General features: G+C 41.2%; 26 protein-coding genes. 17 read left to right on the top strand and 9 right to left on the bottom strand.

All coding sequences use genetic code 11. The features are described from left to right. Window positions 1-67 precede the first annotated feature (67 nt). Window positions 68-754, top strand: coding sequence for a magnesium protoporphyrin IX methyltransferase (bchM, locus tag RMZ95_RS30825; protein WP_322682980.1), 687 nt, complete (start codon window positions 68-70; stop codon window positions 752-754). A 144-nt stretch (window positions 755-898) separates the two neighbouring features. Then, a complete protein-coding gene (locus RMZ95_RS30820) occupies window positions 899-1,144 on the top strand; it encodes a hypothetical protein (protein WP_322682981.1) in 246 nt (81 codons plus the stop codon). 227 nt (window positions 1,145-1,371) lie between these two features. Here RMZ95_RS30820 and RMZ95_RS30815 read toward each other — a convergent pair whose 3' ends face one another. Both RMZ95_RS30815 and RMZ95_RS30810 read right to left on the bottom strand, forming a co-directional pair. Continuing rightward, the gene (locus RMZ95_RS30815) at window positions 1,372-1,977 is read right to left on the bottom strand and encodes a YdcF family protein (RefSeq protein WP_322682982.1); all 606 of its coding nucleotides are present in this window, start codon (window positions 1,975-1,977) and stop codon (window positions 1,372-1,374) included. Window positions 1,978-2,143: 166 nt separating this feature from the next. Continuing rightward, a complete protein-coding gene (locus tag RMZ95_RS30810) occupies window positions 2,144-3,565 on the bottom strand; it encodes a WGR domain-containing protein (protein ID WP_322683065.1) in 1,422 nt (473 codons plus the stop codon). A 542-nt stretch (window positions 3,566-4,107) separates the two neighbouring features. On the opposite strand from RMZ95_RS30810, the gene RMZ95_RS30805 reads away from it, so the two are divergent. The 8 genes from RMZ95_RS30805 to RMZ95_RS30770 all read left to right on the top strand — a co-directional run bounded on the left by RMZ95_RS30805 (window position 4,108) and on the right by RMZ95_RS30770 (window position 12,113). Then, window positions 4,108-4,530, top strand: coding sequence for a hypothetical protein (locus tag RMZ95_RS30805; RefSeq protein WP_409884208.1), 423 nt, complete (start codon window positions 4,108-4,110; stop codon window positions 4,528-4,530). A 582-nt stretch (window positions 4,531-5,112) separates the two neighbouring features. Beyond that, the gene (locus tag RMZ95_RS30800) at window positions 5,113-6,471 is read left to right on the top strand and encodes an APC family permease (RefSeq protein WP_322682983.1); all 1,359 of its coding nucleotides are present in this window, start codon (window positions 5,113-5,115) and stop codon (window positions 6,469-6,471) included. Between the two features lie 95 nt (window positions 6,472-6,566). Beyond that, a complete protein-coding gene (locus RMZ95_RS30795) occupies window positions 6,567-7,229 on the top strand; it encodes a class I SAM-dependent methyltransferase (protein WP_322682984.1) in 663 nt (220 codons plus the stop codon). Window positions 7,230-7,765: 536 nt separating this feature from the next. After that, on the top strand, window positions 7,766-9,169 hold the full coding sequence (locus RMZ95_RS30790) for a glycoside hydrolase 100 family protein (protein ID WP_322682985.1): 1,404 nt from the start codon (window positions 7,766-7,768) through the stop codon (window positions 9,167-9,169). Between the two features lie 515 nt (window positions 9,170-9,684). Next, window positions 9,685-9,987, top strand: coding sequence for a hypothetical protein (locus RMZ95_RS30785; protein WP_292810531.1), 303 nt, complete (start codon window positions 9,685-9,687; stop codon window positions 9,985-9,987). 103 nt (window positions 9,988-10,090) lie between these two features. After that, window positions 10,091-10,558 carry a hypothetical protein gene (locus RMZ95_RS30780; RefSeq protein WP_322682986.1) on the top strand — a complete coding sequence of 156 codons (468 nt, stop codon included), beginning with the start codon at window positions 10,091-10,093 and terminating at the stop codon, window positions 10,556-10,558. Window positions 10,559-10,904: 346 nt separating this feature from the next. After that, window positions 10,905-11,417 (top strand): NUDIX hydrolase, encoded by a 513-nt coding sequence (locus tag RMZ95_RS30775; RefSeq protein WP_322682987.1) that lies wholly within the window; start codon window positions 10,905-10,907, stop codon window positions 11,415-11,417. Between the two features lie 54 nt (window positions 11,418-11,471). Continuing rightward, a complete protein-coding gene (locus tag RMZ95_RS30770; protein WP_322670917.1) occupies window positions 11,472-12,113 on the top strand; it encodes a DUF938 domain-containing protein in 642 nt (213 codons plus the stop codon). A gap of 170 nt (window positions 12,114-12,283) precedes the next feature. On the opposite strand, the gene RMZ95_RS30765 is transcribed toward RMZ95_RS30770, so the two are convergent. Further along, complete coding sequence (locus RMZ95_RS30765; protein WP_322682988.1) at window positions 12,284-14,548, bottom strand: family 10 glycosylhydrolase; 2,265 nt, start codon at window positions 14,546-14,548, stop codon at window positions 12,284-12,286. Window positions 14,549-14,754: 206 nt separating this feature from the next. Between RMZ95_RS30765 and RMZ95_RS30760 the strand changes: the two genes are divergently transcribed. Then, the gene (locus RMZ95_RS30760) at window positions 14,755-15,216 is read left to right on the top strand and encodes a DUF3592 domain-containing protein (RefSeq protein ID WP_322682989.1); all 462 of its coding nucleotides are present in this window, start codon (window positions 14,755-14,757) and stop codon (window positions 15,214-15,216) included. 7 nt (window positions 15,217-15,223) lie between these two features. Here RMZ95_RS30760 and RMZ95_RS30755 read toward each other — a convergent pair whose 3' ends face one another. After that, on the bottom strand, window positions 15,224-15,496 hold the full coding sequence (locus RMZ95_RS30755; RefSeq protein ID WP_322670920.1) for a Precorrin-3B methylase: 273 nt from the start codon (window positions 15,494-15,496) through the stop codon (window positions 15,224-15,226). Window positions 15,497-15,812: 316 nt separating this feature from the next. Between RMZ95_RS30755 and RMZ95_RS30750 the strand changes: the two genes are divergently transcribed. Then, window positions 15,813-17,342, top strand: coding sequence for a glycosyltransferase (locus RMZ95_RS30750; protein ID WP_322682990.1), 1,530 nt, complete (start codon window positions 15,813-15,815; stop codon window positions 17,340-17,342). A gap of 323 nt (window positions 17,343-17,665) precedes the next feature. Here the strand turns inward: RMZ95_RS30750 and RMZ95_RS30745 are convergent, their stop codons facing one another. Further along, a complete protein-coding gene (locus RMZ95_RS30745) occupies window positions 17,666-18,766 on the bottom strand; it encodes an alpha/beta hydrolase (protein ID WP_322670922.1) in 1,101 nt (366 codons plus the stop codon). Between the two features lie 501 nt (window positions 18,767-19,267). Beyond that, complete coding sequence (locus RMZ95_RS30740; protein WP_322682991.1) at window positions 19,268-20,551, bottom strand: MFS transporter; 1,284 nt, start codon at window positions 20,549-20,551, stop codon at window positions 19,268-19,270. Between the two features lie 866 nt (window positions 20,552-21,417). Here RMZ95_RS30740 and RMZ95_RS30735 point away from each other — a divergent pair. Further along, on the top strand, window positions 21,418-21,606 hold the full coding sequence (locus tag RMZ95_RS30735; protein WP_322670925.1) for a hypothetical protein: 189 nt from the start codon (window positions 21,418-21,420) through the stop codon (window positions 21,604-21,606). An 81-nt stretch (window positions 21,607-21,687) separates the two neighbouring features. On the opposite strand, the gene RMZ95_RS30730 is transcribed toward RMZ95_RS30735, so the two are convergent. Continuing rightward, on the bottom strand, window positions 21,688-21,870 hold the full coding sequence (locus RMZ95_RS30730; RefSeq protein WP_292777833.1) for a hypothetical protein: 183 nt from the start codon (window positions 21,868-21,870) through the stop codon (window positions 21,688-21,690). Window positions 21,871-22,142: 272 nt separating this feature from the next. On the opposite strand from RMZ95_RS30730, the gene RMZ95_RS30725 reads away from it, so the two are divergent. Beyond that, a complete protein-coding gene (locus RMZ95_RS30725) occupies window positions 22,143-22,289 on the top strand; it encodes a hypothetical protein (RefSeq protein WP_322682992.1) in 147 nt (48 codons plus the stop codon). A 187-nt stretch (window positions 22,290-22,476) separates the two neighbouring features. Continuing rightward, on the top strand, window positions 22,477-23,457 hold the full coding sequence (locus tag RMZ95_RS30720; RefSeq protein WP_322682993.1) for an aldo/keto reductase: 981 nt from the start codon (window positions 22,477-22,479) through the stop codon (window positions 23,455-23,457). 148 nt (window positions 23,458-23,605) lie between these two features. On the opposite strand, the gene RMZ95_RS30715 is transcribed toward RMZ95_RS30720, so the two are convergent. Continuing rightward, window positions 23,606-23,803, bottom strand: coding sequence for a hypothetical protein (locus tag RMZ95_RS30715; RefSeq protein ID WP_322670928.1), 198 nt, complete (start codon window positions 23,801-23,803; stop codon window positions 23,606-23,608). Window positions 23,804-23,834: 31 nt separating this feature from the next. On the opposite strand from RMZ95_RS30715, the gene RMZ95_RS30710 reads away from it, so the two are divergent. Both RMZ95_RS30710 and RMZ95_RS30705 read left to right on the top strand, forming a co-directional pair. After that, entirely contained in the window at window positions 23,835-24,335 is a 501-nt protein-coding gene (locus RMZ95_RS30710) for a DUF4174 domain-containing protein (RefSeq protein WP_322682994.1), read from the top strand. A 293-nt stretch (window positions 24,336-24,628) separates the two neighbouring features. Then, complete coding sequence (locus RMZ95_RS30705; protein ID WP_104909288.1) at window positions 24,629-24,901, top strand: GlsB/YeaQ/YmgE family stress response membrane protein; 273 nt, start codon at window positions 24,629-24,631, stop codon at window positions 24,899-24,901. A 299-nt stretch (window positions 24,902-25,200) separates the two neighbouring features. Here RMZ95_RS30705 and RMZ95_RS30700 read toward each other — a convergent pair. Then, the coding region (locus tag RMZ95_RS30700; RefSeq protein ID WP_409884199.1) for a hypothetical protein at window positions 25,201-25,443 on the bottom strand (243 nt) is incomplete at its 5' end.

Raw genomic sequence — 25,443 nt, 5'->3', positions numbered from 1 at the left:
AGACCGCTCTTATGGGTTCCTATCAATGATAATTTTAAGCATTGGGAACCCCTAAAAATCGAAGTTTATGAACGCAGCCGATGACAAAACGATTGTTCGCGAATATTTCAATTCCACAGGGTTTGACCGTTGGAAGCGAATCTACGGCGATGGCGAAGTCAACAAAGTCCAATTAGACATCCGCAATGGACACCAGCAAACTGTGGATACAGTTCTCGGTTGGCTGAAGGCTGATAACAATTTACCAGAGCTATCAATCTGTGATGCTGGGTGTGGTGTCGGTAGTCTCAGCATTCCCCTGGCAGTCGATGGTGCCAAAGTCTATGCCACCGATATTTCGGAAAAAATGGTAGAAGAAGGCAGAGATAGAGCAAAACAAACTTTGGGAAATAACGAAAATCCGACTTTTGCGGTGCAGGATTTAGAATCGTTGAGTGGTAGCTACCATACTGTTATTTGCCTAGATGTTCTCATCCATTACCCTCAAGAAAAAGCCGATGAGATGATATCTCACCTCTGTTCTTTGGCACAGTCGCGGATAATTCTCAGTTTTGCGCCGAAGACCTGCGCCCTGAGTATACTCAAGAAAATTGGCAGTTTCTTTCCTGGGCCAAGTAAAGCCACTCGTGCTTATTTACATCGTGAGGCTGATGTGGTGAAAATCTTAGAAAGCAATGGCTTTTCTTTGCAACGACGGGCAATGACAAAGACTCGCTTCTATTTTTCTCGCCTACTGGAAGCTACACGCAATTAAGCTTAAAATCGCAGCAAAGGTATAATAAACCTCTTGCTGCGATTTGACAATCTCAAACATGAGATATGGTAAATATTACCGTTGACATCAAGCTTTGTTTTTCTCAATATTGGTATTCTGGCAAATCGAAAGGGGAATAATAAAGTGATTAAATATGCTGAACGTTGTATTTTTTCCGAAGAAGAATATCTAGAGGCATTCCATTCAATTTATGAGGGATTAACTCCAGGGCATAAAGCTATCTTGGATAAGTTATATCAGCATTGTTACTTTATGAAAGATAATCGCAGATTACGTACTTGGGAGTTATCTGAAGCTGCTGAATATAATGGTGATTCTCCTGGACAAATTGGTCATTTAGGTGCAGTTTTTGCAAATTTTTTGGAGTAAAAGATGATGAATTTGGTCAACCAGCACTTGCAATAGTTAATTGGTTTGCAGATGAAACGAATGGGTATTGGTACATTGAGCTAATTCCTGAAGCAGCTAGAGCATTTAAGCATTTTCGCCTCGAAACTATCTAATTACAAAGGTTGATAATGTTAGTTAATTTATACAGGAAAAGGTTACAGCTTTATTTTCTAATATTGGGCATTTTTAGTTGCAGTCCGCTACGGCTATATTTTAAACACTAAGTAGACAAAGTAAAAATAAGTTTCTCGGCTCAAAAACTCCATCTGACTGCGAAAACTGCGATAGCGGGTAGTAGGTGTGGGAGACGAATGTGCATCCATTCCTAAGCCTCGTGCCATCAATACGGCTCGCTTCATATGCAATGGATCGCTGACAATAAGAAACTTGGTTAATTGGTGAGCATTCGCTACTTCCAAAGCATTTTTGAGGTTCTGGTGAGTTGTGCGAGATTGAGTCTCAATGAGAATATCAGCAGCTTTTACCTGGTGTGCGATCGCATAATTTTTCCCAACTATAGCTTCAGCTGGTTCATTACTCTCCCCAACTCCGCCAGTAAAAATGATTGTCTTAACAAATCCATTTTTATATAAGTTAATGGCGTGGTTAATTCGCTCTCTGAAAACAGGAGATGGTTCTTCTTTCCAAACTGCCGCTCCTAAAACAATTGCTGCATCTGCCTTGATATTATTATTACTCCTGCCATATAAATAAATACTTGAGGCAGAAGAAGCGATCGCCAGCGACAAGGCACATATCAAAGCCACTGTCATCAAAATTAACCATTTTTTGGGAATTTTGTAATTGAGCATGGGGCGTTGTGCTATTTCTCATTCTTAGTTTCAATTTGCTCAAGGGCGATCGCAGTCTTTACGGTTTAACCTGGGACTGAATGCTTTAGTGTCGGTGTTTTTTGAGAGATGTTGCGATCGCCTCAAATATTGAGCGTTGTAGCGCTGAAGCTCAGGCTCTATCTAGTTAAACTAATTTTTGAATATCACCATAAGCACGGTAGAATCCGCCACTTGCTGATTCACGTATTTCTTGAACAAGGTAACGCGCACCTTCAATACGAATATCCTTGGGAAATTGAACTTTCCAGTTGTGGTTGTAACCATCAGAAACAACACGAACTCTCAATTTACTTCCTTCTCGAAAGCATTCAACAATAACCCCAGAGCTTGTATTTGTAGTAGTCTCTAGAACAGATGAGGGTGCAACTCCTTCACCTAATGGTGCTTTAATTACTACAGCTTCGGGAACTGTGCCTGTTTGAGCAGAGCCAATCGCAGTTTCACTAGCATCAATGCAAGCCAAATAACCATCTGTTGTCACAATATAAATATAATTGTTGAAAAACTGCATAGATAAAGCCGAGCCACACCCTGTAGAAAGCTTCCAAAGACGCTTTCCTAGCTCATCAAAGCAGTAAATGGAAGAACTATTGTCTCCAGCAAACACATACTTGCCGTTAAGTGCGGTAGCGCAAGAGTAAACTGAGGCATCACATTTGAAAACGGAGCCAACTTCCCCATTTTTATTAAAGCAATAAACTTTATGGTCGCTTGTTCCGGCATAGACTGTTGATGCCTCTTGCCAGCCAAATAATACGTTGCCTTGAGTTTTTTGATGCCATAACATCCGACCTTCAAGGCGATCGTACATAGTCACGCCTTTGCTGTGACCGTGATAAATCCCTGATTGGTCACAACGTACCATCCACCCGGAATCGCCTTGACTTAGACGAGTCCACTGTGATTCATCATCATGATCGATTGTCGTTACCCCACCATTGGCATCAGAGACGGCTAACAATCCATCTTTGATATCTAACCAAAAAATATCAACATTTTCATCAATTTTATAGCTCAGACGCGGTAGCTTGCCAGTCAGGTCGTAAACATTACCGTCATCGCAACCAGCATAAATCCAAATATCATCGGCAACTAAACATTTAACACCATCAGGAAGCTTAAAGCGATTGATCGCTTGACCTTGATGATTTAAAGCAAAAACTTGACCTGCTTGATTCCCAACCCAGCAACGTTTGGCATCAATGAAAATTCCAAAAGCAGCTGAAGATGAAGCAAACTTCCAAATAATCGGAGCTTGTTTTGCGGTGGAAATAGTGCTGCTAACTTGGCGGCGTGTCACAGGACGCTTCTGGCGAACACCCATAACAGCTACCTCGTAACCTTTTTTGAGCTTTTCATTAATTTTTTTACTAGCCTCTGCTTTCGCTTTCTCAGAAGTTGGATAAGCTTTTGTTTGAGTTTGCCCACAGTCGCCAATACGACCGTAACGTATAGTTAATTGGTTATCTTGAACTATCACTTCATAAAACTTGTGAGAGCTTCCACCAGCTTCGGAAAGCTCTAAATATGTCTTTTCTTCTGGGATAACTTCTCTCATAAAATTAATGCCAATGTTTAAATATACAGACAAATTTGGGATATGCAAATTAGCTATAGAATTAGACTTTGCCCCAATCTATTGTGGGAAGTATCTTGAGCTTTTAGCACTGATCTAGATCACGAGCTAATAAACTTTTTTTAAGTTATTTATAATACAAAAAATTTAATATATTACATACACTACTTAGTTAACACTGACATAACGAGGTTTTGTCGAGCGACACCAAGTCCTATTTTTTGGACTAGAGCATAATATTTCTCAAGAAGCGAGTAAATAGATCGGGACTTATGCAACTGGTACAGAGCGATCGCTATTTTATAGTATTTAAGTATATCAGTGGTGTTACAAGGGTCAGCCAGATACAATTACTACAACTGTTTTTAACGATTATATTCTCTAGGCTATTATTTAGGTGAACAAATTACGCCATTGATGCTGATAGTCTTTGGTATCGTGATTGCTGTAACATTTTTTGAATAGAATTAAGAGATTAACTTGGTATTTTTCTAAGCCTTGGCAGTATAAATATGGAATTTTTTAACAGGATTCCTTTAATGCCTTTAATATTCCTTTTATTGGCTTACATTCTTCTGGGATGGTATCTTGCTGCTAATCATATTATTTGGTTAGTAGGAGCTTTTGTTGTTGCTATGGTTATAGCTGTAGCAAGAAAAAGTTTTTCTTGGTTAGAGCGTTTAATCGAGTTTGGCTCGAAAACTTTAGTTGTTATCTTGTTTTTAAGTATATCAATTGCTTTAGTAGCAACTTGGTCGATATTATTAAGGCTCTTTATGATACCCTTAGCCACTACGCTTTTAGCTGATTTAGAAATGCGCTTTTCTGGTTACAATAAACTAGATTCATTTTGGGTTATAACTGTCCTAGCTGTATTGGGTTTGATAGTAGGTGAAGTAATAGACATTTTACTTTTTCCCAGTAGCAGATACTAAAGAATTATGGATTAAGAAGCCGATATATTATTTATTAATTAACAACGCACATATATGCATCCCTACTTAAGCGAAACTATGGAGCGATCGCTGTCTTGAGTACAGCAGGGCGTAAATAAAGTATCAATTTTCAATCAATGAAACGTGTACGGTATAAAAATTACGCATAGCAGTACCAGCTTTTTAATCAAATAAGCACGATTACCCCTTATGAGTCAATCATTCTTTAGATGAGTATAAATCTCACTAGTGGAAGACGTTTTACCAATTCAGATTTTCTACTCTACTTGTAGAGTGCTGTTGTCTGGCAAAAGAATTTAGAGCGATGCTTACAGTGGTAAGCTACGCAGGGAAGTTAATCTAATGTTACCAGATGAATATAATTTGAAATCTGCTGTATCGCTGGTGACTGTCACATTCTCATCACATTTATTGTTAACCATAGAACTACAGGTAAAACAGTGATTTAAGGTCTTATTGAATCGTGAGTTCCCAAATCTGGAGTACATAAATGATTCCTCTGTTGAACAAAGACTGTAAAACAAAGCTAAAAGTCCCAACTCAACACTATAAGGAAATAATGTGAGTAGACGTAAAAACTACAATTTGCTCGATCAAACAACTTCAACTGAACTAGCAACACCCAAACCATCCCTGACATTACCAGACGCAGTGGCTCTAATTGTCGGTATTGTCATCGGAGCGGGGATTTTTGAAACTCCGGCTCTAGTGGCCAGTCAAGCAGGTAGCGATATTGCTGTACTGCTTTTTTGGCTAATGGGTGGTGTGGTATCTCTAGTAGGAGCGCTGTGCTATGCAGAGTTGGCCACTGTCTATCCCGACGTTGGTGGTGCCTACTATTATTTGAAACGTGCATTCGGGCAAAGAGTCGCCTTTTTATTTGCTTGGGCGCGGATGACAGTGATTCAAACTGGTTCCATTGCTCTTTTGGCATTTGTTTTTGGCGATTATGTTTCTCAGATATGGCGGCTAGGCACGTTTTCGTCTTCTATATATGCAGCCATAGCGATCGCATTTTTAACTGCTTTGAACATTGTCGGTTTGCAACAGGGTAAGTGGACACAAAACTTACTGAGTGCTGCAAAAGTTCTAGGTTTGTTGCTGGTAGTTATTATTGGGCTTACCGCCATTCCTAATTCTGCCACTCCTGTAGAATCTGCATCATCAGGAACCTGGGGACTAGCGATGGTGTTTGTGTTGCTATCTTATGGCGGTTGGAATGAGGCGGCTTACATCTCCGCAGAAATTCAAGATGGACGACGTAATATTGTGCGATCGCTAATGTGGAGTATTGGTATCATTACAACCATTTATCTGCTAATCAATCTGGCTTACCTGCGAGGACTGGGATTAGCAAATATGTCACAGTCAGAAGCAGTAGCCGCAGATTTAATGCGCTCTCTTTGGGGTGAACCGGGAGCTTTGTTTATCAGTGTGCTGATTGCGATCGCGACTTTGGGAGCAACCAACGCCACAATTTTTACTGGAGCGCGTACCAATTACGCACTGGGACAGGATTTTTCACTATTTGGTTTTATGGGACGCTGGCAACAACGGCCTAGCAGTCCTACTTATGCCTTATTCTTGCAAGCAGCGATCGCCTTAGCACTGGTTTTTTTAGGCACCCTCACCCGCAAAGGCTTTGAAACAATGGTGGATTACACTGCCCCGATATTTTGGTTTTTCTTTTTGCTTTCCGGCGTATCACTGCTGGTATTGCGCACCCGCGAACCCCACATAGTTCGCCCTTTCCGTGTGCCATTTTATCCTTTCACTCCATTACTATTTTGCGCCGTCTGCACTTACTTGCTGTACTCAAGCTTGGTTTATACAGGTGTGGGAGCGATCGCAGGTGTTTTAGTGGTGGCAGCAGGTATTCCCCTGTTGTTCTGGAATAACTACCGTCAACGTAGGACGTGAGATGAGTGAGCAGGGGAGCAGAGGAGCAGAGGAGAATAATTAATACCAATGCCCAATGCCCAATGCCCAATAACTATTGACAAAGGAGAAAATTCATGGACTTCAAAAAAATTCTGTTTTTACTGGTTACAAGCGTTAGTATTACCAGTTTAGGAATTGCTGGGTGTACGCCGCAACAACAAGATTTGGAAGCCGGAACACAACAACCTTCTACTTTAACAGGTCAGACCGAAACCGAAACACCAGCGGCGACAACTCCCACAGCTCAAGTCCAAGAACGTCCTGGAGATGTTCCTTATGTACCTACACCACAGCCAGTGGTAGATGCAATGTTACAAGTGGCAAAAGTGGGTAAAAATGATGTGCTTTACGATCTTGGTAGTGGTGATGGAAGAATTGTCAATACTGCGGCACAAAAGTTTGGTACGCGCGGCATCGGTATAGATATTGACCCCGATCGCATCAAAGAAGCTAATGCTAATGCCCAAAAGGCAGGAGTAAGCGATCGCGTCAAGTTTGTCCAACAAGATTTGTTCAACACTGATTTGAGTCAAGCAACAGTAGTTACACTTTATTTACTGCCAGAGATCAATGCCAAACTTCGTCCCAAGCTGTTGAAAGAACTCAAACCTGGGACTCGCATTGTTTCCCACGCCTTCGATATGGGTGATTGGAAACCACAGCAGACTCTCAATGTAGAGGGTAAAACTGTTTACTATTGGGTAGTCCCTGAACAAGTGCCAGCGAATTTGCGATAGAGATTAATAGCAATTTGTAATTAAAAGGTGTCAGATTCAAGTTAATACCAATTTGAAAAAAGAATACGACAAATAGACCATTTGTAGAGACGCGATGAATCGCGTCTTTACCCAAGATTGAATTGGTATAAGTTTCCATCTCTTGAATCTGTAGCCTCATTTTTGAGCTTTAGCAGCTTAGGCAAGAAATATGATAGGCTTAAAAGGAAAGAATGTTTTAATTACAGGTGGAACATCAGGTATAATCCATTCCACGAAGTTACCACAGCATACTTTGACCGAGTAATTGCAGTCAATCTCCGGAGTGCTTATCTCTGCGCCCGTGAAACTATTAAACACTCCTTGCCCCCACTAATTGTCTTTAATTTTGAATTGATAATTTTGAATACTTCGACAAGCTCAGTACAAGTTTTGAATTGGATCGAAGCGACTTGACTGTATATGCTTGACTTTCGGGAATCTTGGTCAGCTTGAGGTTAGGCTGGCGTACTTTCCACAATTAAGCCGATACATACCATTAGTGGAATTCAACGCCTATGATTAGCGCGATCGATAAGAACAGTCAGATGCAAGCAGAAGCCTGGAAATTATTGGAAGATTCTGTAATTTATTACCAAGGAAAACCCATTGGTACTGTAGCCGCCCACGACCCAGAGTCAGATGCACTCAATTATGACCAGTGCTTCCTCCGCGATTTTGTCCCTTCTGCCTTGGTGTTTCTCATGCATGGCAAAGCAGAGATTGTGCGTAACTTCTTAGTAGAAACACTGAAATTACAAAGTCATGAAAAGCAGATAGATTGCTTTGAACCGGGAGCGGGATTAATGCCTGCCAGTTTCAAGGTTCATTCTAAGGGGAACGAGGAATTTTTGGTCGCTGATTTTGGAGAGCAAGCGATCGCTCGTGTTCCCCCAGTTGATTCTTGTATGTGGTGGATTCTCCTGCTACGAGCTTATGAAAAAGCTACAGGTGATTTAACTCTAGCGCGTCAGCCAAATTTTCAAGCCGGAATCAAACTAATTTTGGATCTTTGCTTAGTACATCGGTTTTCCATGTACCCAACAATGTTAGTTCCCGATGGCGCGTTTATGATTGACCGTCGGATGGGAGTTTACGAACATCCTTTAGAAATTCAGGTGTTATTCTACGCGTCTTTGAGAGCTGCTAGTGAATTGCTTTTACCAGATGGGGATGGCGATAGCTACCTTAGCAAAGTCAATAGGCGATTGGGATCTTTGAAATATCATATCCGCAACTATTATTGGCTAGACCTAAAGCGATTGGGGGAAATCTATCGTTACAAAGATAACGAATTTGGTAAAGAAATTGTTAATAAATTCAACATCAATTCAGAATCAATTCCTAATTGGTTGACCGAGTGGTTGCCTGAAACTGGAGGATATTTAGCGGGAAATCTGGGGCCGGGACGGATAGATTTCCGCTTTTTTGCTCTGGGAAATCTGATGGCAATTTTAACTTCCTTAGCTAGCGTTAAAGAATCTCAAAGCATTATGAATTTATTCGCCCAACGTTGGCAAGACTTAATCGGCTATATGCCTGTTAAAATTTGCTTTCCCGCAATGGATGGTTTAGAGTGGAGAATTGTTACAGGATGTGACTCTAAAAACAGAGCTTGGTCTTATCACAACGGCGGTAACTGGCCGGTTTTACTCTGGTTATTTACCTCTGCGGCATTGAAAGCCGGTCGAACAGAACTTGCTCAAGCAGCGATCGCTATTGCCGAAAGGCGTTTATTTAGAGATAAATTCCCGGAATACTACGATGGCAACAATGGTCGTTTAATTGGCAAAGAAGCCCGAATTTATCAAACTTGGAGCATTGCCGGATTGCTAGCTGCTAAACAGCTTGTGGAAAATCCAGAGTACTTGGAATTAATCAGTTTTGCAGAGGGTCTTGAAGGCCCAGGCTGTAGCCTGTAGGTAGATTGTAGAGACGGCGATTCATCGCGTCTCTTGCCTGAACCGAAGAGTATTGGGTAGTCAATACCTGGCAAAGTTTGGCCCTAAGAATGATTTAGTGGTGTAATTATACAGGGTGTTTCTGCTAACTAGTACAACTTGGTGTCAATCCAGCTATCATCTCAATTCAGCAGACAATAGGCAGAAAAGTTGTTTTGAGCAATTGGTTAAAAGCAGACAAACTTTCGGCTGTACTAGCTATACTGACATAACATTACAAGCGGCTAAACTTTTGGTAAGTATAAGTTAGTAAATAGTAGATTTGTACCATAAAAATCCTGAGTAAAAGGTGACAGCGATCGCACAGCCTACTTTTCCATCAGGGAGTACGCCAACGAATGACCCTGCCTCTGAATACTCTTCTCAAATACCCGATAACTGATACACTATAGTTGTAAGAGGTATCTGAAGTGTCATACTTAGTAATATCAACAGATAATCTTTGCATAATTATCACGTTTTAACGTGTATTAACCATGAAAACTACTTCAGATTTAATTCCAGAATTTGAAAAACTATTCAGACAAAAATTACAACTAAATAATTGTAAACTTAGAAAGAAAAGACAAGAGAATAATTATGAAATTATTACTCCAGCTAAAGACATTTTTTTGATGTATTGGTCTGAGTTTCCAGAAGTTAACTTAATATATCAGGCTGTAGGGGTACGCACTCAGCAGACTAGTGTTTATGAACGAGCTATTCGCTCCCACATTAGTTCTAGTTTGAGTAGTATTCAGGAGAATCCTCACTCTGAATCACCATTATTGGTGAAATAGCTGATGCTCAGATAACACAGATAATATTTACTAAGCTCTCGCCAGTTTTGTTATATAACTGACGAGAGTTAATCGCCGAAAATGTGTCGATCGAGAGATAAAAATGCAATCCGAAAAAAATCAAGATCGGCTAGATTATAAAACCTTGTTAGCCAATGCAAAGCAAGCCTTAAAAGTTGAATATCAAAAATCAGCCGCTTTAGCATCCCAATTGAAAGCCATCAAAACTCAGTTAGAACAAGTTATGGCTGAAAACAAAACTCTGAAAGAAAGTGCCTATGAAGATGTAGTTAAGCACTTTGAGGCGCGTACTCAAGCGGCAGAAGCACTGGCGCTAAAAACAGAAGTACGCCAAAAATTCCTGGAAGCCAATGGTTGTAAGGATGATGAGAGCTTCGATGCTCTATGGGATATTATTAAAAATAAGATTCAGATCCAAGACAATGAAGTGAGAATCGTTGCTCAAAATGGCACTCCTAAGTTCACCTTAACAGGCAGCATGATGACTTTGAGAGATTTTATTCAATCCCTCAAACAAGATCCAATTTCGAGAAAATTTTTCTTGAACTGAGAGCCAAATTTATGAAAGGCTCTCGCTAAAAATAAACTAAAGATTCTAGTCAAAAGTTATTTATCTTCGTCTCCGTCTCCTGACGACCGTTTGATTTGACTTTGTTAAGCATTCCACTCCAAAGCAATGCACTCTTAAATACTTATCAGTTCAGGAAAAAAGGGGAAGGGAAAAGGGAAAGAAAAAACCTTTAACCCTTCCCCTTTTCCATTTTCTCAAAACCCGATTTAGAATCACAAATTCACAAAGCGAAAAGTATTGAATTCACTTCAACATTTCAGATTGCGTACAGTTGTTAACATTGGCGTATATTTTAATTAGCCAATTCAAATTCCAGAGAGATTTAATGATGATACAAGATGATGAAATACTCGACATTGTAGATGAAAATGATTGCGTAATTGGGCAGAAGAAACGTTCGCAAATATATCGCCAAAGACTGTGCAATTTTAGAGTTGTCAATGCTTTTATTGTGAATTCATTAGGTCAACTGTGGATACCTCGACGTTCTGCACACAAAAGTATCTTTCCCTTTTGTATTGATGTCAGTATGGGAGGTCATGTTGAAACCGGAGAAACCTATGAAGATGCTCTACAACGCGAACTTAAAGAAGAATTGAACTTAGAGTTAAATATACTTAATTTTCGATTTTTGGGATATTTAACACCACATCAATATCAAGTATCTGCTTTTATGAAGGTTTATGAAATCAAATTAGATTGTAACCCAGAGTACAATAAAAATGATTTTATTGAAAGTTTTTGGTTATCACCTAATGATTTAATAAAATGGTTGTATGACGGCAAGCCTGCAAAAAGTGATTTGCTCAAACTTGTGCAAATATTTTATCAAGATTAAGTAGAGTTATTCATTTAATATTTGTTCCGATTAATTATAAATATAACGAGCCAGATGACACCACAAGACGCACGAAAATACGCACCAGCAACCGAGCGTAACCGCGAACCAATTCTAGAAGTACTTTTACAAGTGTTGCCGGAGAGCGGCACTATTTTAGAAATAGCAAGTGGTACTGGCGAACACGCAGTCTTTTTTGCATCCAAGCTCAAAGATTATCTGTGGCTCCCAACCGATGTAAATCCACAATCAAGAGCCAGCATTATTTCATGGACTGAACACAATGTATGTGATAACGTTTATGCACCGCTTGAGCTAGATGCAAAAGAACCAGTTTGGGCTGTGGAAAATGGTGGATTGGATTGGCTGAATACGAAGCCAATTGTGGCCATTGTCAACATCAATATGATTCACATTTCACCTTGGTCAGCCTGTCTGGGGTTGATGGCAGGGGCAGGTCGTATCCTAAAAGCAGGAGGTATCCTCTATTTATATGGCCCCTTCAAACAAGGTGAAGAACATACAGCTGCGAGTAATGCAGCTTTTGACGAATATTTACGCACTGAAAACCCAGAGTGGGGTGTGCGTAACTTGGATGATGTCATAGCAGTAGCTAGGGCACAAAATCTGATATTGCAACAGATTTACCAAATGCCAGCTAATAATCTTTCAGTAGTGTTTCAACGTTCAGGGTAACTGAAAGTTTAGGTTTTAAAACCCTTCATTTGGATGAAGGGTTATTGGTGTAAATCATTGGTCTTTTAAGACGCGATAAATCGCTTCTCTACATCAGGGTTTTGGCCATTGTTTGCGTAAGTTTTGGGTTAATTGAACGCTATCTGAGTAAGCAAGTCTTTACTTTCTTCTTACCGCCGACTACGAAAACCCTGTTTACCATTAACTTGGTCAAAGAGTACATCGTATTTATCAAACAAAGCGATTCCAGGATTTACAAATATAGTCAGTTCTGATTGTGGCGAGATACTCAAATTCCAGCGATTAAATCCGTCACGGGTTCCTGGTGTCAAGCTGTAATCAAAAATGCCATTAATTCCTACTTTTACAGCATTTGCTGACCCTAATACTCCGGGTTTGAGTTTACCTGCTGTAGAAGCTGACTTAAATTCAGTCAAACCATTAATAGTTCCAGTATCAGCGATCGCTCTGCTATTACACAAATTTTTCGCAGAACTCCCAGCAAGAGTTAAACAAACTTTGTTCAGTCGAGAGTCCCATCTTTTACCGGGTACACCATTAATTTCGGGTTGTTGACTCCAAGAAGCCATTTTGAAACCTGCTTGATTCTCGGCAGTTAAACCGAGAATTAGGCTGCCATTATTATTACTACCACCATTACCAACGACAATAAATCCGTTACTCAGATTGCCTGATAATTTTCTCAACGGGTTATAGGGAAGTGATTTTTCAAAATAGTTAACACCGATAATTCCAGAAAATGGTACACCACTGTTTGCCGAACACTTAGGTTTGTTGGCGCTACATTGGCGATTAGTAACAACCTGTACGGGAACAGGTTCGGCGGTGGGAATCAAACCAAATCGGACATTAGTGTAAACTAATTCTCCTTCCAGGATAGTACCATCGCTTAATACTTCCTTGATATTTTGACCTGTTCTTTGGATCGGAGAATTACCTAAAAACTCTTTGGGAACTCTTAACCCTGCTGACCCTGTATCTAATAAAATACGTTTTGGTTGACCATTTGCGATCGCAACTTCCAAAAAATAACCGCGAACACGTTGCCCAAGGGAAGGTTTTGGATATAAAGGTAAGCTTATGGTATTAAAAGTTGGCTGGCGGGGTGTATTTTGCGAGATATCGCGCAACGCTGAATTTGGGAAAAGAGCCGCAAATGCCGACTGGCGTTGCGCTGCTGGTTCAGGGGCAATATCCCAAAGGCTTTCGTAGTAGAAAAAGCCGATACCTAAACCGCGTTGTTGCGCTGCTTCTACCTGTGATTTGATTTGTGGGATGGCAACTGGACGATTTCGTAAACCCGCCATAATCCCGATACCAGTTGGAATAATTTGTTGGGTTTCTAAAATTTCTGGGCGGGTAATTTGAGCGATAAAACTTTCCACATCATTACGGTAGACCTGCATCACCAACTCATCGACAATACCCAACCTTACCCAGTTAAGCCAGTCTTGCAGTTGCATTTTATAGGCGAAATTATAGTAATTAGGAGCAACTGAAAAAATCGCATTCGGTTTTCTGGCTTTCACTGTTTGGTAAAGGTCTACCATGAAAGCAGTAATTTTATCTGCCCGCCATTTTATCCATGCTTGGGCTTGGGGATTGGGTGGAGGAGGATTGCCAGTTTCTTGAGTATATAGACTTATCGTGTACTTATCGTAACCAAAATCCACAGGTAAACTCGTATGGTCGTCAAATTGAACGCCATCAGCATCGTATTTAGCAATCACTTCCACTACAAGTTCCCTGATAAAATTTTGCACTTCCGGGTGAAAGGGATTTAACCACGCTACTTCACCCGCAGCACTAATTGAAGTTTGAGTCCCATCCCCTTTTTGTGTTAGCCAATCTGGATGCTGCGATGCAAGTTCCGAAGTTAGAGGAACCATAAAACCAAATTCAAACCAGGGTATTGCTAGTAACCCTTGTCTGCGGGCTTGAGTAATAATATCTGCAATTACATCTTGTCCATCTGCTCCCTTGAAGAAAAAGGGTATCCCCTCTTTCTGCATAATGGCACTGGGGTATTGTGTATAACCATCATTCCAAACTACGGGATAAACAGTATTAAAGTTTAACTGCCGCAGTTGGCTCATGGCTGCTTGCACCTGTGAACGATTTCTAAAAACACTAAAATCGTTACCACTTAGCCACACTCCCCGAATTTCCTGACGAGGTTGAGCAGGTAGTTGAGCAACGGCAGGGGCAAAACTATTTAGTAGCAATACCAGAAAGAATGATATCAGACATAATAATGGCAACAGACGCTTTTTCAAAATCCACGGCGATGTCTGTTGACTCGTTACCTGTAGCTTGCTTAGACCTACTAGTACTCGTCTGTGTACAGGCTTAAATAGTAAGTTAGTTAGAGTTGCATTAATTTCTCTACTTTTTTCCCAAAACTGAGTTGTCATTACTTCTGCTTATTAAATGAGGTTAATTGGTTATATTTAATACCATACAAACGTTAAATTACTACATCAGAAAAACTGATGCAGTAATTTAGCTGCAAGATAGTTGACGCAGTTATAAGGTTAGTGGTGCCAAATAGAAATGTTTCAAATGTAAGCTGTAATTGAGATGCTGTGATGAAATTTATTGTTGTGCCATCCTCAAACCCATGAATTTCCAACCTCACCAAAACACTTTTGATGACAAACTAAGCGCAAGTATTGGGCTGGCCATTGGATTGCTGTTTATTGGCGGTGGTTTTTGGGTACGTAACATAATCGCCCGCGAAGGTGCAACGCTAAACGAAACACGTGGTACGGTGGTAGACAGCATCAGTCGTCGCGATCGCAGCAGTACGAACAACAATGAGCAAAAAGAAACCTATGCGCCAGTTATCGAGTTTTTAGCCAACGGTAAACGCACTCGCTTTACAGGCAATTATGAGTCTTACCGCTCCAGCAACGGTCAAACAGTGGTGATACGTTACAATCTTCAACAACCCATAAGTACTGCGCGTGTGGTGAATCCGTTGGAAGGTTTAGTACCTTGGGGAATGTTTGGTATGGGTGGGTTAGCTGTGGTTTTTAGCGTGAGCGCACTGTTGCCTGTACGCTGGTCTTCAGGTAAATAACTATAAATTAGATATGTTTTGATTTTCGTGCTGACTTTGGCGGCGTTCGGTGTGCGCCAAAATATTTCTCACTGCGGTAACGCAACCACACCCGCAACACTTGCGGAATCTGGTCTTTTTGCTCCTTAGTCAGGGTGTTGTAAAGGGCTAAAGCGCGATCGCGTTCGCCCCGACAAGCAGCATTGTTGTGAGCATCCCAATAGCTACGGGCTACTCGAATCCGCCGACAGACTTCTTTAATCAGCGCTTCTCCCGTAAGTGGAATGTCTTGCTTGGTCATACTCAAATGTGATGAATTTCTAATGCCATCCTAGCAAGTCAGATTTATCTGGACACTTCAAATATGTCATTTGGTATATGTGCGCGAACCGCAGTAATGATTAACTTTAAGCATTAGGAAAATGACTGTACTGGTTGAGTTTAAGCTAAAGGGAATCAATAAAAGCCCTTTGACTGACTTTTTGGTGGTATTTATCTACAGTCTCACTGCCTGCATTTTTCAGCCTTGAGAGTTTTTAACAAGCTCGCTAAGCTGTTATGCTGCCATCTTCAGGCAAAATCTCTGGTAGAAATCAACCTGTATTAGGAAGCGGGCAATGCACATTGGATTTCTCAACCCTCAAGGCAATTTTGATTCAGGCAATAGTCACATTACGAAACACCCAGATTTTGGGGGTCAGCTAATTTACGTTAGACAAGTCGCTATAGCCATAGCTCAAATGGGTCATAAAGTTGATATTATCACCCGTCAAATTATTGACCCGGAGTGGCCAGAGTTTGCCGAAACAATTGACACTTATCCAGAGATCGATAATGTCCGCATTATCCGCTTACCAGCTGGGCCAAAAGAATTTCTCTCTAAAGAGTTGTTATGGCCTCATCTTGTCGCTGATTGGGTACCCAACATCTTGAAATTTTATCAACAAGAAGGTAGCTTACCCGATGCTATGACTGCTCACTACGCTGATGGAGGACTGTGTGGCGTTCTAATTGAAGAGGAGACAGGCATACCTTTTACCTTTACTGCTCATTCTCTCGGCGCTCAAAAGATCGACAAATTGGAAGTCACCCCAGAAAATCTCACAAAAATAGACGAGCAATTTAATTTTAGATATCGCATTTTAGCCGAACGCCTGAGCATGAATCGCTCGGCGGTTAATATCACCAGTACACGACAAGAACGTTTTGAACAGTATTCTCATCAAGTCTATAGTAGTGCAGTGGATGTAGACAACGACAACCGCTTTGCAGTGATTCCACCGGGAGCAGATTTCTCGATTTTTGGTGCAAAAGCGCGTTACGAAAACGAGGAGGCTACTTACGAGTTCATTCAGGAACGATTGGCACGGGATATTGCAGAAGACCGTCGAGATTTGCCCGTCATCTTAGCATCTAGTCGATTAGAACTGAAAAAAAACATATTGGGGCTAGTGCAAGCTTTCGCAATCAGTCCAACACTTCAGGAACGAGCTAACTTGGTAGTAATTACAGGGGCGCTGGACAATCCTTTACGAGAAGAGGCTAGCGACGAAATCACTGAAGAAGTATTAGCCCCGATTCGGGAAGCGGTCAAAGAAAACGACTTATGGGGCAAAATCAGTGCATTTGGCTTGTTACATCAGTCTCAAGAGTCACTGGCAGCAACCTATCGGTTTATGGTTAAACGCCGCTCAGTATTTGCGCTGACCGCACTCTACGAACCCTTTGGCCTTGCTCCCTTAGAAGCAGCAGTAGCAGGTTTACCAGTGGTAGCAACCAAGAACGGTGGCCCTAGCGAAAGCTTGCGACAGGGAGATCGAGAATATGGGGTACTGGTCGATCCAGAAGATCCTGCTGATATTGCACGGGGCTTGGAGCGGTTGCTATGTGATGCTCAGGAGTGGGAGTATTTTGCCCAAGCTGGTCAGGAACGGGTGCTGAAGAAGTACACTTGGGAATCTACTGGTGAAAACTACCTGTCTTTGCTTGAGCAAATTCTGTCTTCACCGGAAACTCGCCCTCGCCCTGAACTCCTTCCTATCCATCCCTACTTCCATAATCCAGAATCGCAGACCGATGTTTCTTTGGAAGAATTGAGCGAACTCTACTTTGGATCTAATCAAAAGGTACTAAAAAATGCGGATTAAATAAAGTGCAAAACTAGGGTTAAAGCAGAAGTTGCTACAGACTGCGCGAAACACCGAAACGTCAAAGCAGAAGTTCTTGCAGGGAAGGCGGAAGTTGCTACAGACTGCGCGAAACACCGAAACGTCAAAGCAGAAGTTCTTGCAGGGAAGGCGGAAGTTCTTACAGGGAAGACGGAAGTTTCTACAGACTGCGCGAAACACCGAAACGTCAAAGCAGAAGTTCTTGCAGGGAAAGCGGAAGCTCCTACAGACTGCGCGAAACACCGAAACGTCAACCCTGGAGCAATATTTTTTGATGGATGCTAAATGTGGAATTTAGGCAGCTATGAGCAGCTAGCAGAAAATCTGCTGACTGCTTCAGAAAACTGCTGGTTTTGTTCCATCAATGCCATGTGTCCACCTGGTTTGAGGGTGACTCTTTCAGAGTAAGGTAATTCTGCTTTCATGCGATCGCTCGCCACAGGTTTTGTCGCTATATCTGAACCACCGCAAACAACCAACACAGGAACGTTAATAGTTGCAAGTGTGTCTGTTTCGTCGAACTTCAACATTCCCAGTGTGCCACGAGCCAGAACACCAGGCGAACCCAATGCTGATAAGAATGCTGCAAAATTTAGTTGACCGCGTGTTTCAGTACCCGTAAATCCAGATAGTTCGACGGTGATGTACAGCGAACCATTTAAATACGAGAGCCAAGTCATCAACCAAAAAATCGGCCACAGCACGATAGTCAGGTACAACACAGGTTCGAGTAGAGGTTTCTGTAATTTCCGTACCAGATTGCTGAAGATACAAGTTTTTACCGGATTAGTGTAAGTAGTATCTACAAGAATTAAGCCAGCCACGCGACTCCCTAATTGCTCTGGAAACAGGCGACAGAATGTCAGGTTAATCATGCCACCCATGCTGTGTCCTAACAAGATAACAGGTTTGTCCCCTGCTATGGCGACAACAGCTTCCAAGTCACGGGCATATTTTTCTATAGAGTGATCGTTGTTTTTCGGTTTAGCGGATTTTCCTAACCCTGGTAGATCCCAAACAATTACTCGGAAGCGATCGCTTAGTTGTCGTTTGGCATAATACCATACAGTACTGTTTGGCCCCCAACCGTGTGACAAGATAATTGGTTGACCATCTTCAGGGCCAAAAAACTCTACCTGCAACACACTCCCATCTGGGCGTGACAAGCGCTGCACGCTTTTGCTCCGCATAAACTTCGGTTCCTGTTTTCCAGGACGGCGCAGCAGTGGCAAACTGATAAAACGACCTCCAAAAGTCCACAGAACCATTACTAGTCCAGCCACCAAGTAGGGCGTTCCTACAAGTTCTCGTTCATACCACTCATAGAGAATGTAGATTCCCCCGCCAAGCACCCCAACGGACAGCAGTTGAAACAGCCATACAAGTAGAAAATTATGAGGCATGAATATCATGAGCCTAAACCTTGCAATGCTTTGTTAACTGCTTTTAGGTTCATACCATAGTTAGAATCATCCAACTTTCACTCCCAAGAGTGATTTATACAGGGTTATAGGGGGTGATAAAAATGCTGGGTTAGTCAATCAACAGTGTAGATTGCCAAAAATAACTATTAATAAAAAATATTTCCTCTGCCTCCTGCTTTTGATTAATTAACAACTCTTCAGTAAGGGCGTGTTAGTGACAGGTGTATGGGCCTATAGCAGAATAGCACTAAGAAAACGCGAAAGGCTTATTTAACCTCGTTCCCAGTCTGAAGACTGGGAATGTATTCCAACAGGCTCCGCCTCTCGTCAAGAAAGAGGAGGCAGAGCCTCCCAGAATGCGTTCTCAGGCTGGAGCCTGGGAACGAGACAACACAAGACTTTGGACTTATCTTAGTGCCATTCGCCTATAGCACGCTAGCGCATTCGGATTAGGGATGACGAATTAATATCAAATGCTTACTACTCAGGCAAAATATTAACTGAATCGTTACCAAAATTTTGTTCAAGATAGCGTGGATTGCTTACTCCTACGTGCAAAAGCAGTGCTGTAAGTAATGCACCGATAGCTGCTACCAAGAAGGTAGTTCTATAGTCAATATTCTCTACTATCCATCCACCTAGTAGGGGAGCAAGGATGGTGGCAGGAGCAATAAGGGTATTACCAAGACCAATATAGGCTGGTCGTTGATGTTGGTTGCCAAACTCTAAGGTCATTACCGCAGCAATATTTTGCAGAGCCATCATACCTATTCCTTCTCCTATAAATACCAAGTAAAACCAGTTTGCATTGGGTGCTAAACAAGCAAAAATCGAACTGAATGCACAAGCCACACAACCAATTTGTAAAATTAACTTGCAACCTGTGCGATCGCCTAACCAACCCAAAACCAATCCAGCAATAGTTTGTGTAACCATCAATAGAGTCGTAATTAACCCAACAGAAACTTCTCCCATCCCATATTGATGTATGGCATAGAGTGTATAGAAGGGAAGTGGCATCAGTGCTAGCTGTGAGATCATACGTGCGATCGCAAAGCAACGGAAATTCTCATCGCACCGGAGAATTACACCCAGAGTGTCCCAAAATTCACGTCTAGTTTCAAAAGCTGATGATGTGGTGTTTACTGGCTCTCGCGTCCTAGACATAAAAAACCAAGATAAAGCCATTGCCAAACTGGCACACAAAAAACACAGAGCAAAGTTAAATGGTTGAGCAATTTCCTTAAGCAGTAAACCAGCGATCGCAGCACCACAAATACTCATCAAATTAGCAGATGCTGCTAAAGTACCGTAAAAAATACCAAGCTTTCTGGAGGGAACAATTTTAGCAATCATGCTTTGCCAAGCAGTGGCGCTAAACCCACCGCCTAGCCCTTGCCAAATGAGTATGGCAAATGTCAAAAGTAAGATAGTTTGGTGATTGAGTTTTAGTTGTAATAAAGCCACCAGTGCTAATCCCAAAAAAGGAAGCTTATGATGAATTGTCAACGACATTACAGTTGGTTTGTAACACTGTAGGCGAGCTACTTTACTAACTGTTAATAGCTGAGGTAATTGCCAGCCTAAGCGTGGAATAGCTGGAATCAGACCGATAAGCAATGCAGAATCGGTAAGAGTGCTAACAAATAGTGGAATAATCGTGAAAAATGAAGCAAAACCACTCCCAAAACCAAAAAATCCACTTTCAATAACATTGACAGTAAAGTTATGGCGAAGGTCTTTTTGAAGTTCAGAATTAAACATTTTTATAGATATTGCCAGTTTAGTGATTTATTCCCTTTTGGGGAAACTCAGACTGCATTTTGAACAGGTTTATCTTCTTTTTGTAGATACTTAGAAATTACCTAAGTACCTACAAAAATCTGAGTTCCATAAATTGTTCCCAAATGTTGTACTTAAATCACCGTTGAAAAATATTTTTGTAAAATATCCCAATTTTTGATGGTGAGCCTGACTGCAACACAGTCCTGGGTTAGTGGCAGGTCTAGGTTAACCTTGAAGTGGTGCGTGATTGGCAAGCGGTGTAGATTATGCCTTCACAAAGCTCACACCTATTAATCACAGAGATGACTTGACAATAAAATAGTTAAAGCATAGGCGTAGATCGTTGTAGACATCGCCTAAAGTTATTGATAAAGTTGGATTTGAAGCTGGACTCTTTGGGTTGGATCGAAGGAAAACTGGAAGTGTGTCTATTGGTTTATTGACCGACAGGATTGCTGCTGGGCTGGTAGCTTTGGAGGAGTGCGGGCAGCCATTGAGTTACGCACTTTTCTGTCAGAGATGGGAATGCCTACTATTTTAAGCATTTTTGCTATTTATAAAATTTAAAACTCCCTGGATGAAGCAGGTGCTTCACAAGAATCAGTCCGTTATAACTAATAGCTGCTTTAACCAAAAGAGTCGGTCAGCAATCAATTATTAGTTACAATAGACTGATTAATTAAAGTTTTTTATATATCTTTGGCGAAAACTACCATAGGTTCTTTCAAGATTGAGGGACAAACTCAACCCTTAGTCACCCTTTAAGAGGAACTTGTGTGAAGCTGTAAGAGAGTGAAGAATCAAACTCTCTTCTACTAATCAGTTCTAACTTCCCCTTTGTAAATATGCCTTCAATTAGCTACAACCGCACCAACAGCCAGCAGCCACAAAGCATTACCATTGAAGGTTATGTTGTCCGGCCAGGATTACACATTCTCAGTTACGAGCAACTCAAGTTGCTACGAGAGCAAACACAGCATCATTCTCAGCTTGAATCTCTAGTTAGCCAAGGTGTCATTAAGTTGACTGGTTAATAGTCTTCAATTCACTTGCAATTCATCTCATCACCTGCTTATTGGGTAGGTGATGAGATGAATTGCTGTATTAGCTAAGTTCTAAGTAGATGAGTTTGAACGTTCTATTTGCTGACGAATAGTATCAATAGAAGCATTAATACCAGCCAGTCTGGACTCTAAATCATCTCGTAGCCAAATCAAGAATTTTAATTTCCGCTCTAAGCTAGCTTTGTGCGAAATGGGTTCGCTTCCATAACATGGATTACCCCAAAAAGGAAACATAGTTTACCTCTGAATTTAACTTTTGTAAGAGTGCAATATATCGCACTACTATATTCTGACTAATCACAATCAGACTGGTGTATGTAACAACCGACCATTATTGTGTGTGCTTAACGAACTTTTGCTAAAAGTTGTCTCTTGAATTGGTGGAGGTATTTGACCAAACTGTCATCAACTCTATCCACTTCTCCTCTAAGACAAAGCTGAAGTGACGATACCATATTCAAAGGTTCTGGCAATTTGGCATTACAACTGTGTATTTTGCAGTTTAAATGAGATATCAACAGAACAGAACAACCACAAATCGCCAGTTGTTGACCCAACGCTGTAAAATAACTCAGCAGCCAATTCACAGCGCTTGGTCATCGCTTCTCTACGAGACGCTACGCAAACGCCACAACTGGCTAGTAATTCACTAGAAAACCCATAGTAAAAGTGCGTAGGCTAGAAAGCTAACACGGCTGGTAAAATAAATGTGAAGTACCCGCAAATCAACGTACTTATATCAGTAAATACTTCTAATAATAGATGACTTGGTGAAAGGGAAAGGGATAATGCTGAAAAGGGTAATATTCTAAGACCAATTACTGAGTAGGAAATTCTTTTATGAGAACCAGAAAGCTAGGCAAACAAGGCTTAGAAGTTTCAACTATCGGACTTGGTTGCATGGGAATGTCTGAGTTCTATAGCGGTCGTGATGAAATTGAGGCGATCGCCACAATTCATCGGGCATTAGAACTTGGAGTTAATTTTCTTGATACTGCTGACATGTATGGGCCGTTTACCAACGAACAATTAGTAGGCAGAGCAATAAAAGATCGCCGAGATCGAGTAATTTTAGCAACAAAATTTGGCAATGTCCGTACTGAAGATGGTGGTTTTAAAGGGGTTGATGGCAGACCAGAATATGTCCATCAAGCTTGCGATGCCTCGCTAAAACGTTTGGGGGTGGAAGTAATTGACCTCTATTATCAACATCGAGTAGATCCAACTGTCCCCATTGAAGATACTGTCGGGGCAATGGCAGAGTTAGTCAAGCTAGGAAAAGTTCGTTATTTGGGGCTTTCGGAAGCTGCCCCAACAACGATTCGCCGAGCTGTAGCAGTTCACCCGATTACTGCACTGCAAACAGAATACTCTCTTTGGAGTCGAGAGCCAGAGGATGAAATTTTACCTATCGTGCGAGAATTAGGAATTGGGTTTGTTCCCTATAGTCCATTAGGAAGAGGATTTTTATCAGGTGCGATCGCTAGTCCTGACGATCTTGCACCTGATGACTATCGCAGAAATTCTCCTCGCTTTCAAGGTGAGAATTTTTATAAAAACCTGCAATTAGTAGAGCAAGTCAAAGCGATCGCCAGCGAAAAAGGAGTAACTTCTAGTCAGCTTGCTTTAGCATGGCTACTCGCTCAAGGAGAAGATATTGTCCCAATCCCTGGTACAAAACGCCGTACTTACTTGGAGGAGAATGTTGCAGCTACCGAAATTATCCTGACTGAACAAGAGTTGAATCGACTGGAAACAGTTGCACCAAAAAATGTGGCAGCTGGCGATCGCTATCCTGATATGAGTACTGTTAACCGTTGATCGATCTGAAAAGCTGGATATTTTTTAAAATTCCGCTTTAGATGCACAAGCAGACATTACCGCAGCTTAACAAAGTAATCACCCAAAATTCTGAGAGGAAATGTCAAAAGTAGCGATCGCTATTTTATCGCCTGATTTGGATACTAATTCAATCATCTGGAAACTGCCAGCACGAGATATGTTCAATATCTTTGCTGCCGCATTTACTACAGACTGCATCCATCACAGAGTCCACCCATTCATCGCTACAACTACGACAATGACAGAAAATGTTATTGCGGTTAGCCATTTCAATACCTTGATGCCACTGTTGTAGTTGAGAAGAGTCTGGAAAAGCTTCTGACATTTCATCAAACCTCGTTCAGGTCATTGTCATTATGAGCCTAACAAGCCCCGAAGTGAATAACTCAGTATTAATCGCTCTGGCGATCGCTGCATCTATAGCCCTATCGCCTGTTAGTATTGCTGGTACTGTTCAAGGTTCAACCCATACGAGCAAAATGTCTTCATTTAACCTCAGTTCCCAAAAATGGCAAAATCGAGTGCTGCTACTTTTTGCACCATCTGTTGATAACCATAACTATCAACAACAGATGCAGTTATTTAACCAGCAACAAAACGATTTTAAAGATCGAGATTTAGTTCTTGTTCAAGTTTTGGCAACAGATAAAAGCTATGCCAACGGACAGTTAATAGATGAGTCTTTTGCTGCCAATTTGCGAAATCGCTTTGGGGTTAATAAAGAAAATTTTCGCGTCATTTTGATCGGCAAAGATGGTGGCGTTAAGCGCCAAGAAACTACACCAGTGCAAGCGATAGCAATTTTTGAGCAAATTGACGCTATGCCGATGCGTCAGCAAGAAATGCAAGAAAGATAAATTGGTAAAGCAGTTGGTTTTCTTGTTTTACATTCATGCAAGTAAAGGAGTAGATGAGAACAATCATTAAAAATGTATATACTGCAATTATCAAGCAATAAATTTATTAGTTCCTGGTTTTATACCTACTAGGAGCTTTTTTATTATTCATTTCAATTAAGAGAGTTCATCACGAGAAGTAATAGCATTCATCCTCAAGGCTATGGATCATTGCTTCTGTTGATAGATTGAATGTCAATATTTGGATTGCTATTGTGTATTTGTCACTAAAAAACGTTTATCAAATAAAAACAATGAATATTCTTGCTTGGATTGTTTTAGGTCTAATTGCTGGTGCGATCGCAAAGGCTATCTACCCTGGTCATCAAGGCGGCGGAATTTTAGCAACAATTTTATTAGGAATCGTTGGTGCTTTTATTGGTGGTAGTTTGGGTGTATTCTTCAGTACAGGAAGCTTTGCTCTAGCGGCTCCCTCTTTGAGTATTCCCGGTATTGCAGTAGCAGTTCTGGGTGCTATTGTTGCAGTCTTCTTGTGGAATGCCTTAACTAGCCGCAGTGCTTTGTAATAAATTAAATTGAATTAACTAATTTAGAACTTACGCATTTTTTGTTTTATCTGTCAATGCGTAAGTTCTGTTTATCAATAATTATTTACAGAATTTGCTGCTTGTTATCCTGATAGCCTCAACATTATCAACCTGAATAATGTTGAGGCTATGATTTTATTTTAGATGCCCTATCTGTCGCAAACATTTTTTGAATTGGTATTAGAAAAGTCGTAAATATCTGCTTTACAGGCTTATAAGGTCTGTGGCAACAACACCAACAGCGTGCTAAATCGCAAATTTTATACTTGCGATCTAACTCAACTTTGTTTGATGCATAGGCGTAGACCATCATAGACATCGCCTAGTAGTTCGCCAAGTAAACTTGGCGGGGTAAAGGGTAAGGGGGAAAGGGAAAAGGTTTTATAATCCCTTACCATGAGTCCCTTTCCCGAATGGCACCAAGACTCATGTGAAATATCGTCGGGGCAGGGTGTTGGGGGTAGGGTGTTGGGTGTAGTGTGTAGGGTGTAGGGTGTAGGGTGTAGGGTGTAGGGTGTAGG

The sequence above is a fragment of the Nostoc sp. DedQUE07 genome (assembly GCF_034530975.2).
Taxonomy (GTDB): Bacteria; Cyanobacteriota; Cyanobacteriia; order Cyanobacteriales; family Nostocaceae; genus Nostoc.
The sequence above is the reverse complement of the archived record's forward strand: the minus strand, read 5'-3'. Positions and strand labels throughout refer to the sequence as shown.

What these genes read in the sequence shown, in the direction of transcription:
- bchM (WP_322682980.1), top strand. Translation starts at nt 68, where the DNA reads ATGAACGCAGCCGATGACAAAACGATTGTTCGCGAATATTTCAATTCC.
- RMZ95_RS30815 (WP_322682982.1), bottom strand. Translation starts at nt 1,977, where the DNA reads ATGCTCAATTACAAAATTCCCAAAAAATGGTTAATTTTGATGACAGTG.
- RMZ95_RS30805 (WP_409884208.1), top strand. Translation starts at nt 4,108, where the DNA reads ATGGAATTTTTTAACAGGATTCCTTTAATGCCTTTAATATTCCTTTTA.
- RMZ95_RS30795 (WP_322682984.1), top strand. Translation starts at nt 6,567, where the DNA reads ATGGACTTCAAAAAAATTCTGTTTTTACTGGTTACAAGCGTTAGTATT.
- RMZ95_RS30790 (WP_322682985.1), top strand. Translation starts at nt 7,766, where the DNA reads ATGATTAGCGCGATCGATAAGAACAGTCAGATGCAAGCAGAAGCCTGG.
- RMZ95_RS30785 (WP_292810531.1), top strand. Translation starts at nt 9,685, where the DNA reads ATGAAAACTACTTCAGATTTAATTCCAGAATTTGAAAAACTATTCAGA.
- RMZ95_RS30780 (WP_322682986.1), top strand. Translation starts at nt 10,091, where the DNA reads ATGCAATCCGAAAAAAATCAAGATCGGCTAGATTATAAAACCTTGTTA.
- RMZ95_RS30775 (WP_322682987.1), top strand. Translation starts at nt 10,905, where the DNA reads ATGATGATACAAGATGATGAAATACTCGACATTGTAGATGAAAATGAT.
- RMZ95_RS30770 (WP_322670917.1), top strand. Translation starts at nt 11,472, where the DNA reads ATGACACCACAAGACGCACGAAAATACGCACCAGCAACCGAGCGTAAC.
- RMZ95_RS30765 (WP_322682988.1), bottom strand. Translation starts at nt 14,548, where the DNA reads ATGACAACTCAGTTTTGGGAAAAAAGTAGAGAAATTAATGCAACTCTA.
- RMZ95_RS30760 (WP_322682989.1), top strand. Translation starts at nt 14,755, where the DNA reads ATGAATTTCCAACCTCACCAAAACACTTTTGATGACAAACTAAGCGCA.
- RMZ95_RS30755 (WP_322670920.1), bottom strand. Translation starts at nt 15,496, where the DNA reads ATGACCAAGCAAGACATTCCACTTACGGGAGAAGCGCTGATTAAAGAA.
- RMZ95_RS30750 (WP_322682990.1), top strand. Translation starts at nt 15,813, where the DNA reads ATGCACATTGGATTTCTCAACCCTCAAGGCAATTTTGATTCAGGCAAT.
- RMZ95_RS30745 (WP_322670922.1), bottom strand. Translation starts at nt 18,766, where the DNA reads ATGCCTCATAATTTTCTACTTGTATGGCTGTTTCAACTGCTGTCCGTT.
- RMZ95_RS30740 (WP_322682991.1), bottom strand. Translation starts at nt 20,551, where the DNA reads ATGTTTAATTCTGAACTTCAAAAAGACCTTCGCCATAACTTTACTGTC.
- RMZ95_RS30735 (WP_322670925.1), top strand. Translation starts at nt 21,418, where the DNA reads ATGCCTTCAATTAGCTACAACCGCACCAACAGCCAGCAGCCACAAAGC.
- RMZ95_RS30730 (WP_292777833.1), bottom strand. Translation starts at nt 21,870, where the DNA reads ATGTTTCCTTTTTGGGGTAATCCATGTTATGGAAGCGAACCCATTTCG.
- RMZ95_RS30725 (WP_322682992.1), top strand. Translation starts at nt 22,143, where the DNA reads ATGAGATATCAACAGAACAGAACAACCACAAATCGCCAGTTGTTGACC.
- RMZ95_RS30720 (WP_322682993.1), top strand. Translation starts at nt 22,477, where the DNA reads ATGAGAACCAGAAAGCTAGGCAAACAAGGCTTAGAAGTTTCAACTATC.
- RMZ95_RS30715 (WP_322670928.1), bottom strand. Translation starts at nt 23,803, where the DNA reads ATGTCAGAAGCTTTTCCAGACTCTTCTCAACTACAACAGTGGCATCAA.
- RMZ95_RS30710 (WP_322682994.1), top strand. Translation starts at nt 23,835, where the DNA reads ATGAGCCTAACAAGCCCCGAAGTGAATAACTCAGTATTAATCGCTCTG.
- RMZ95_RS30705 (WP_104909288.1), top strand. Translation starts at nt 24,629, where the DNA reads ATGAATATTCTTGCTTGGATTGTTTTAGGTCTAATTGCTGGTGCGATC.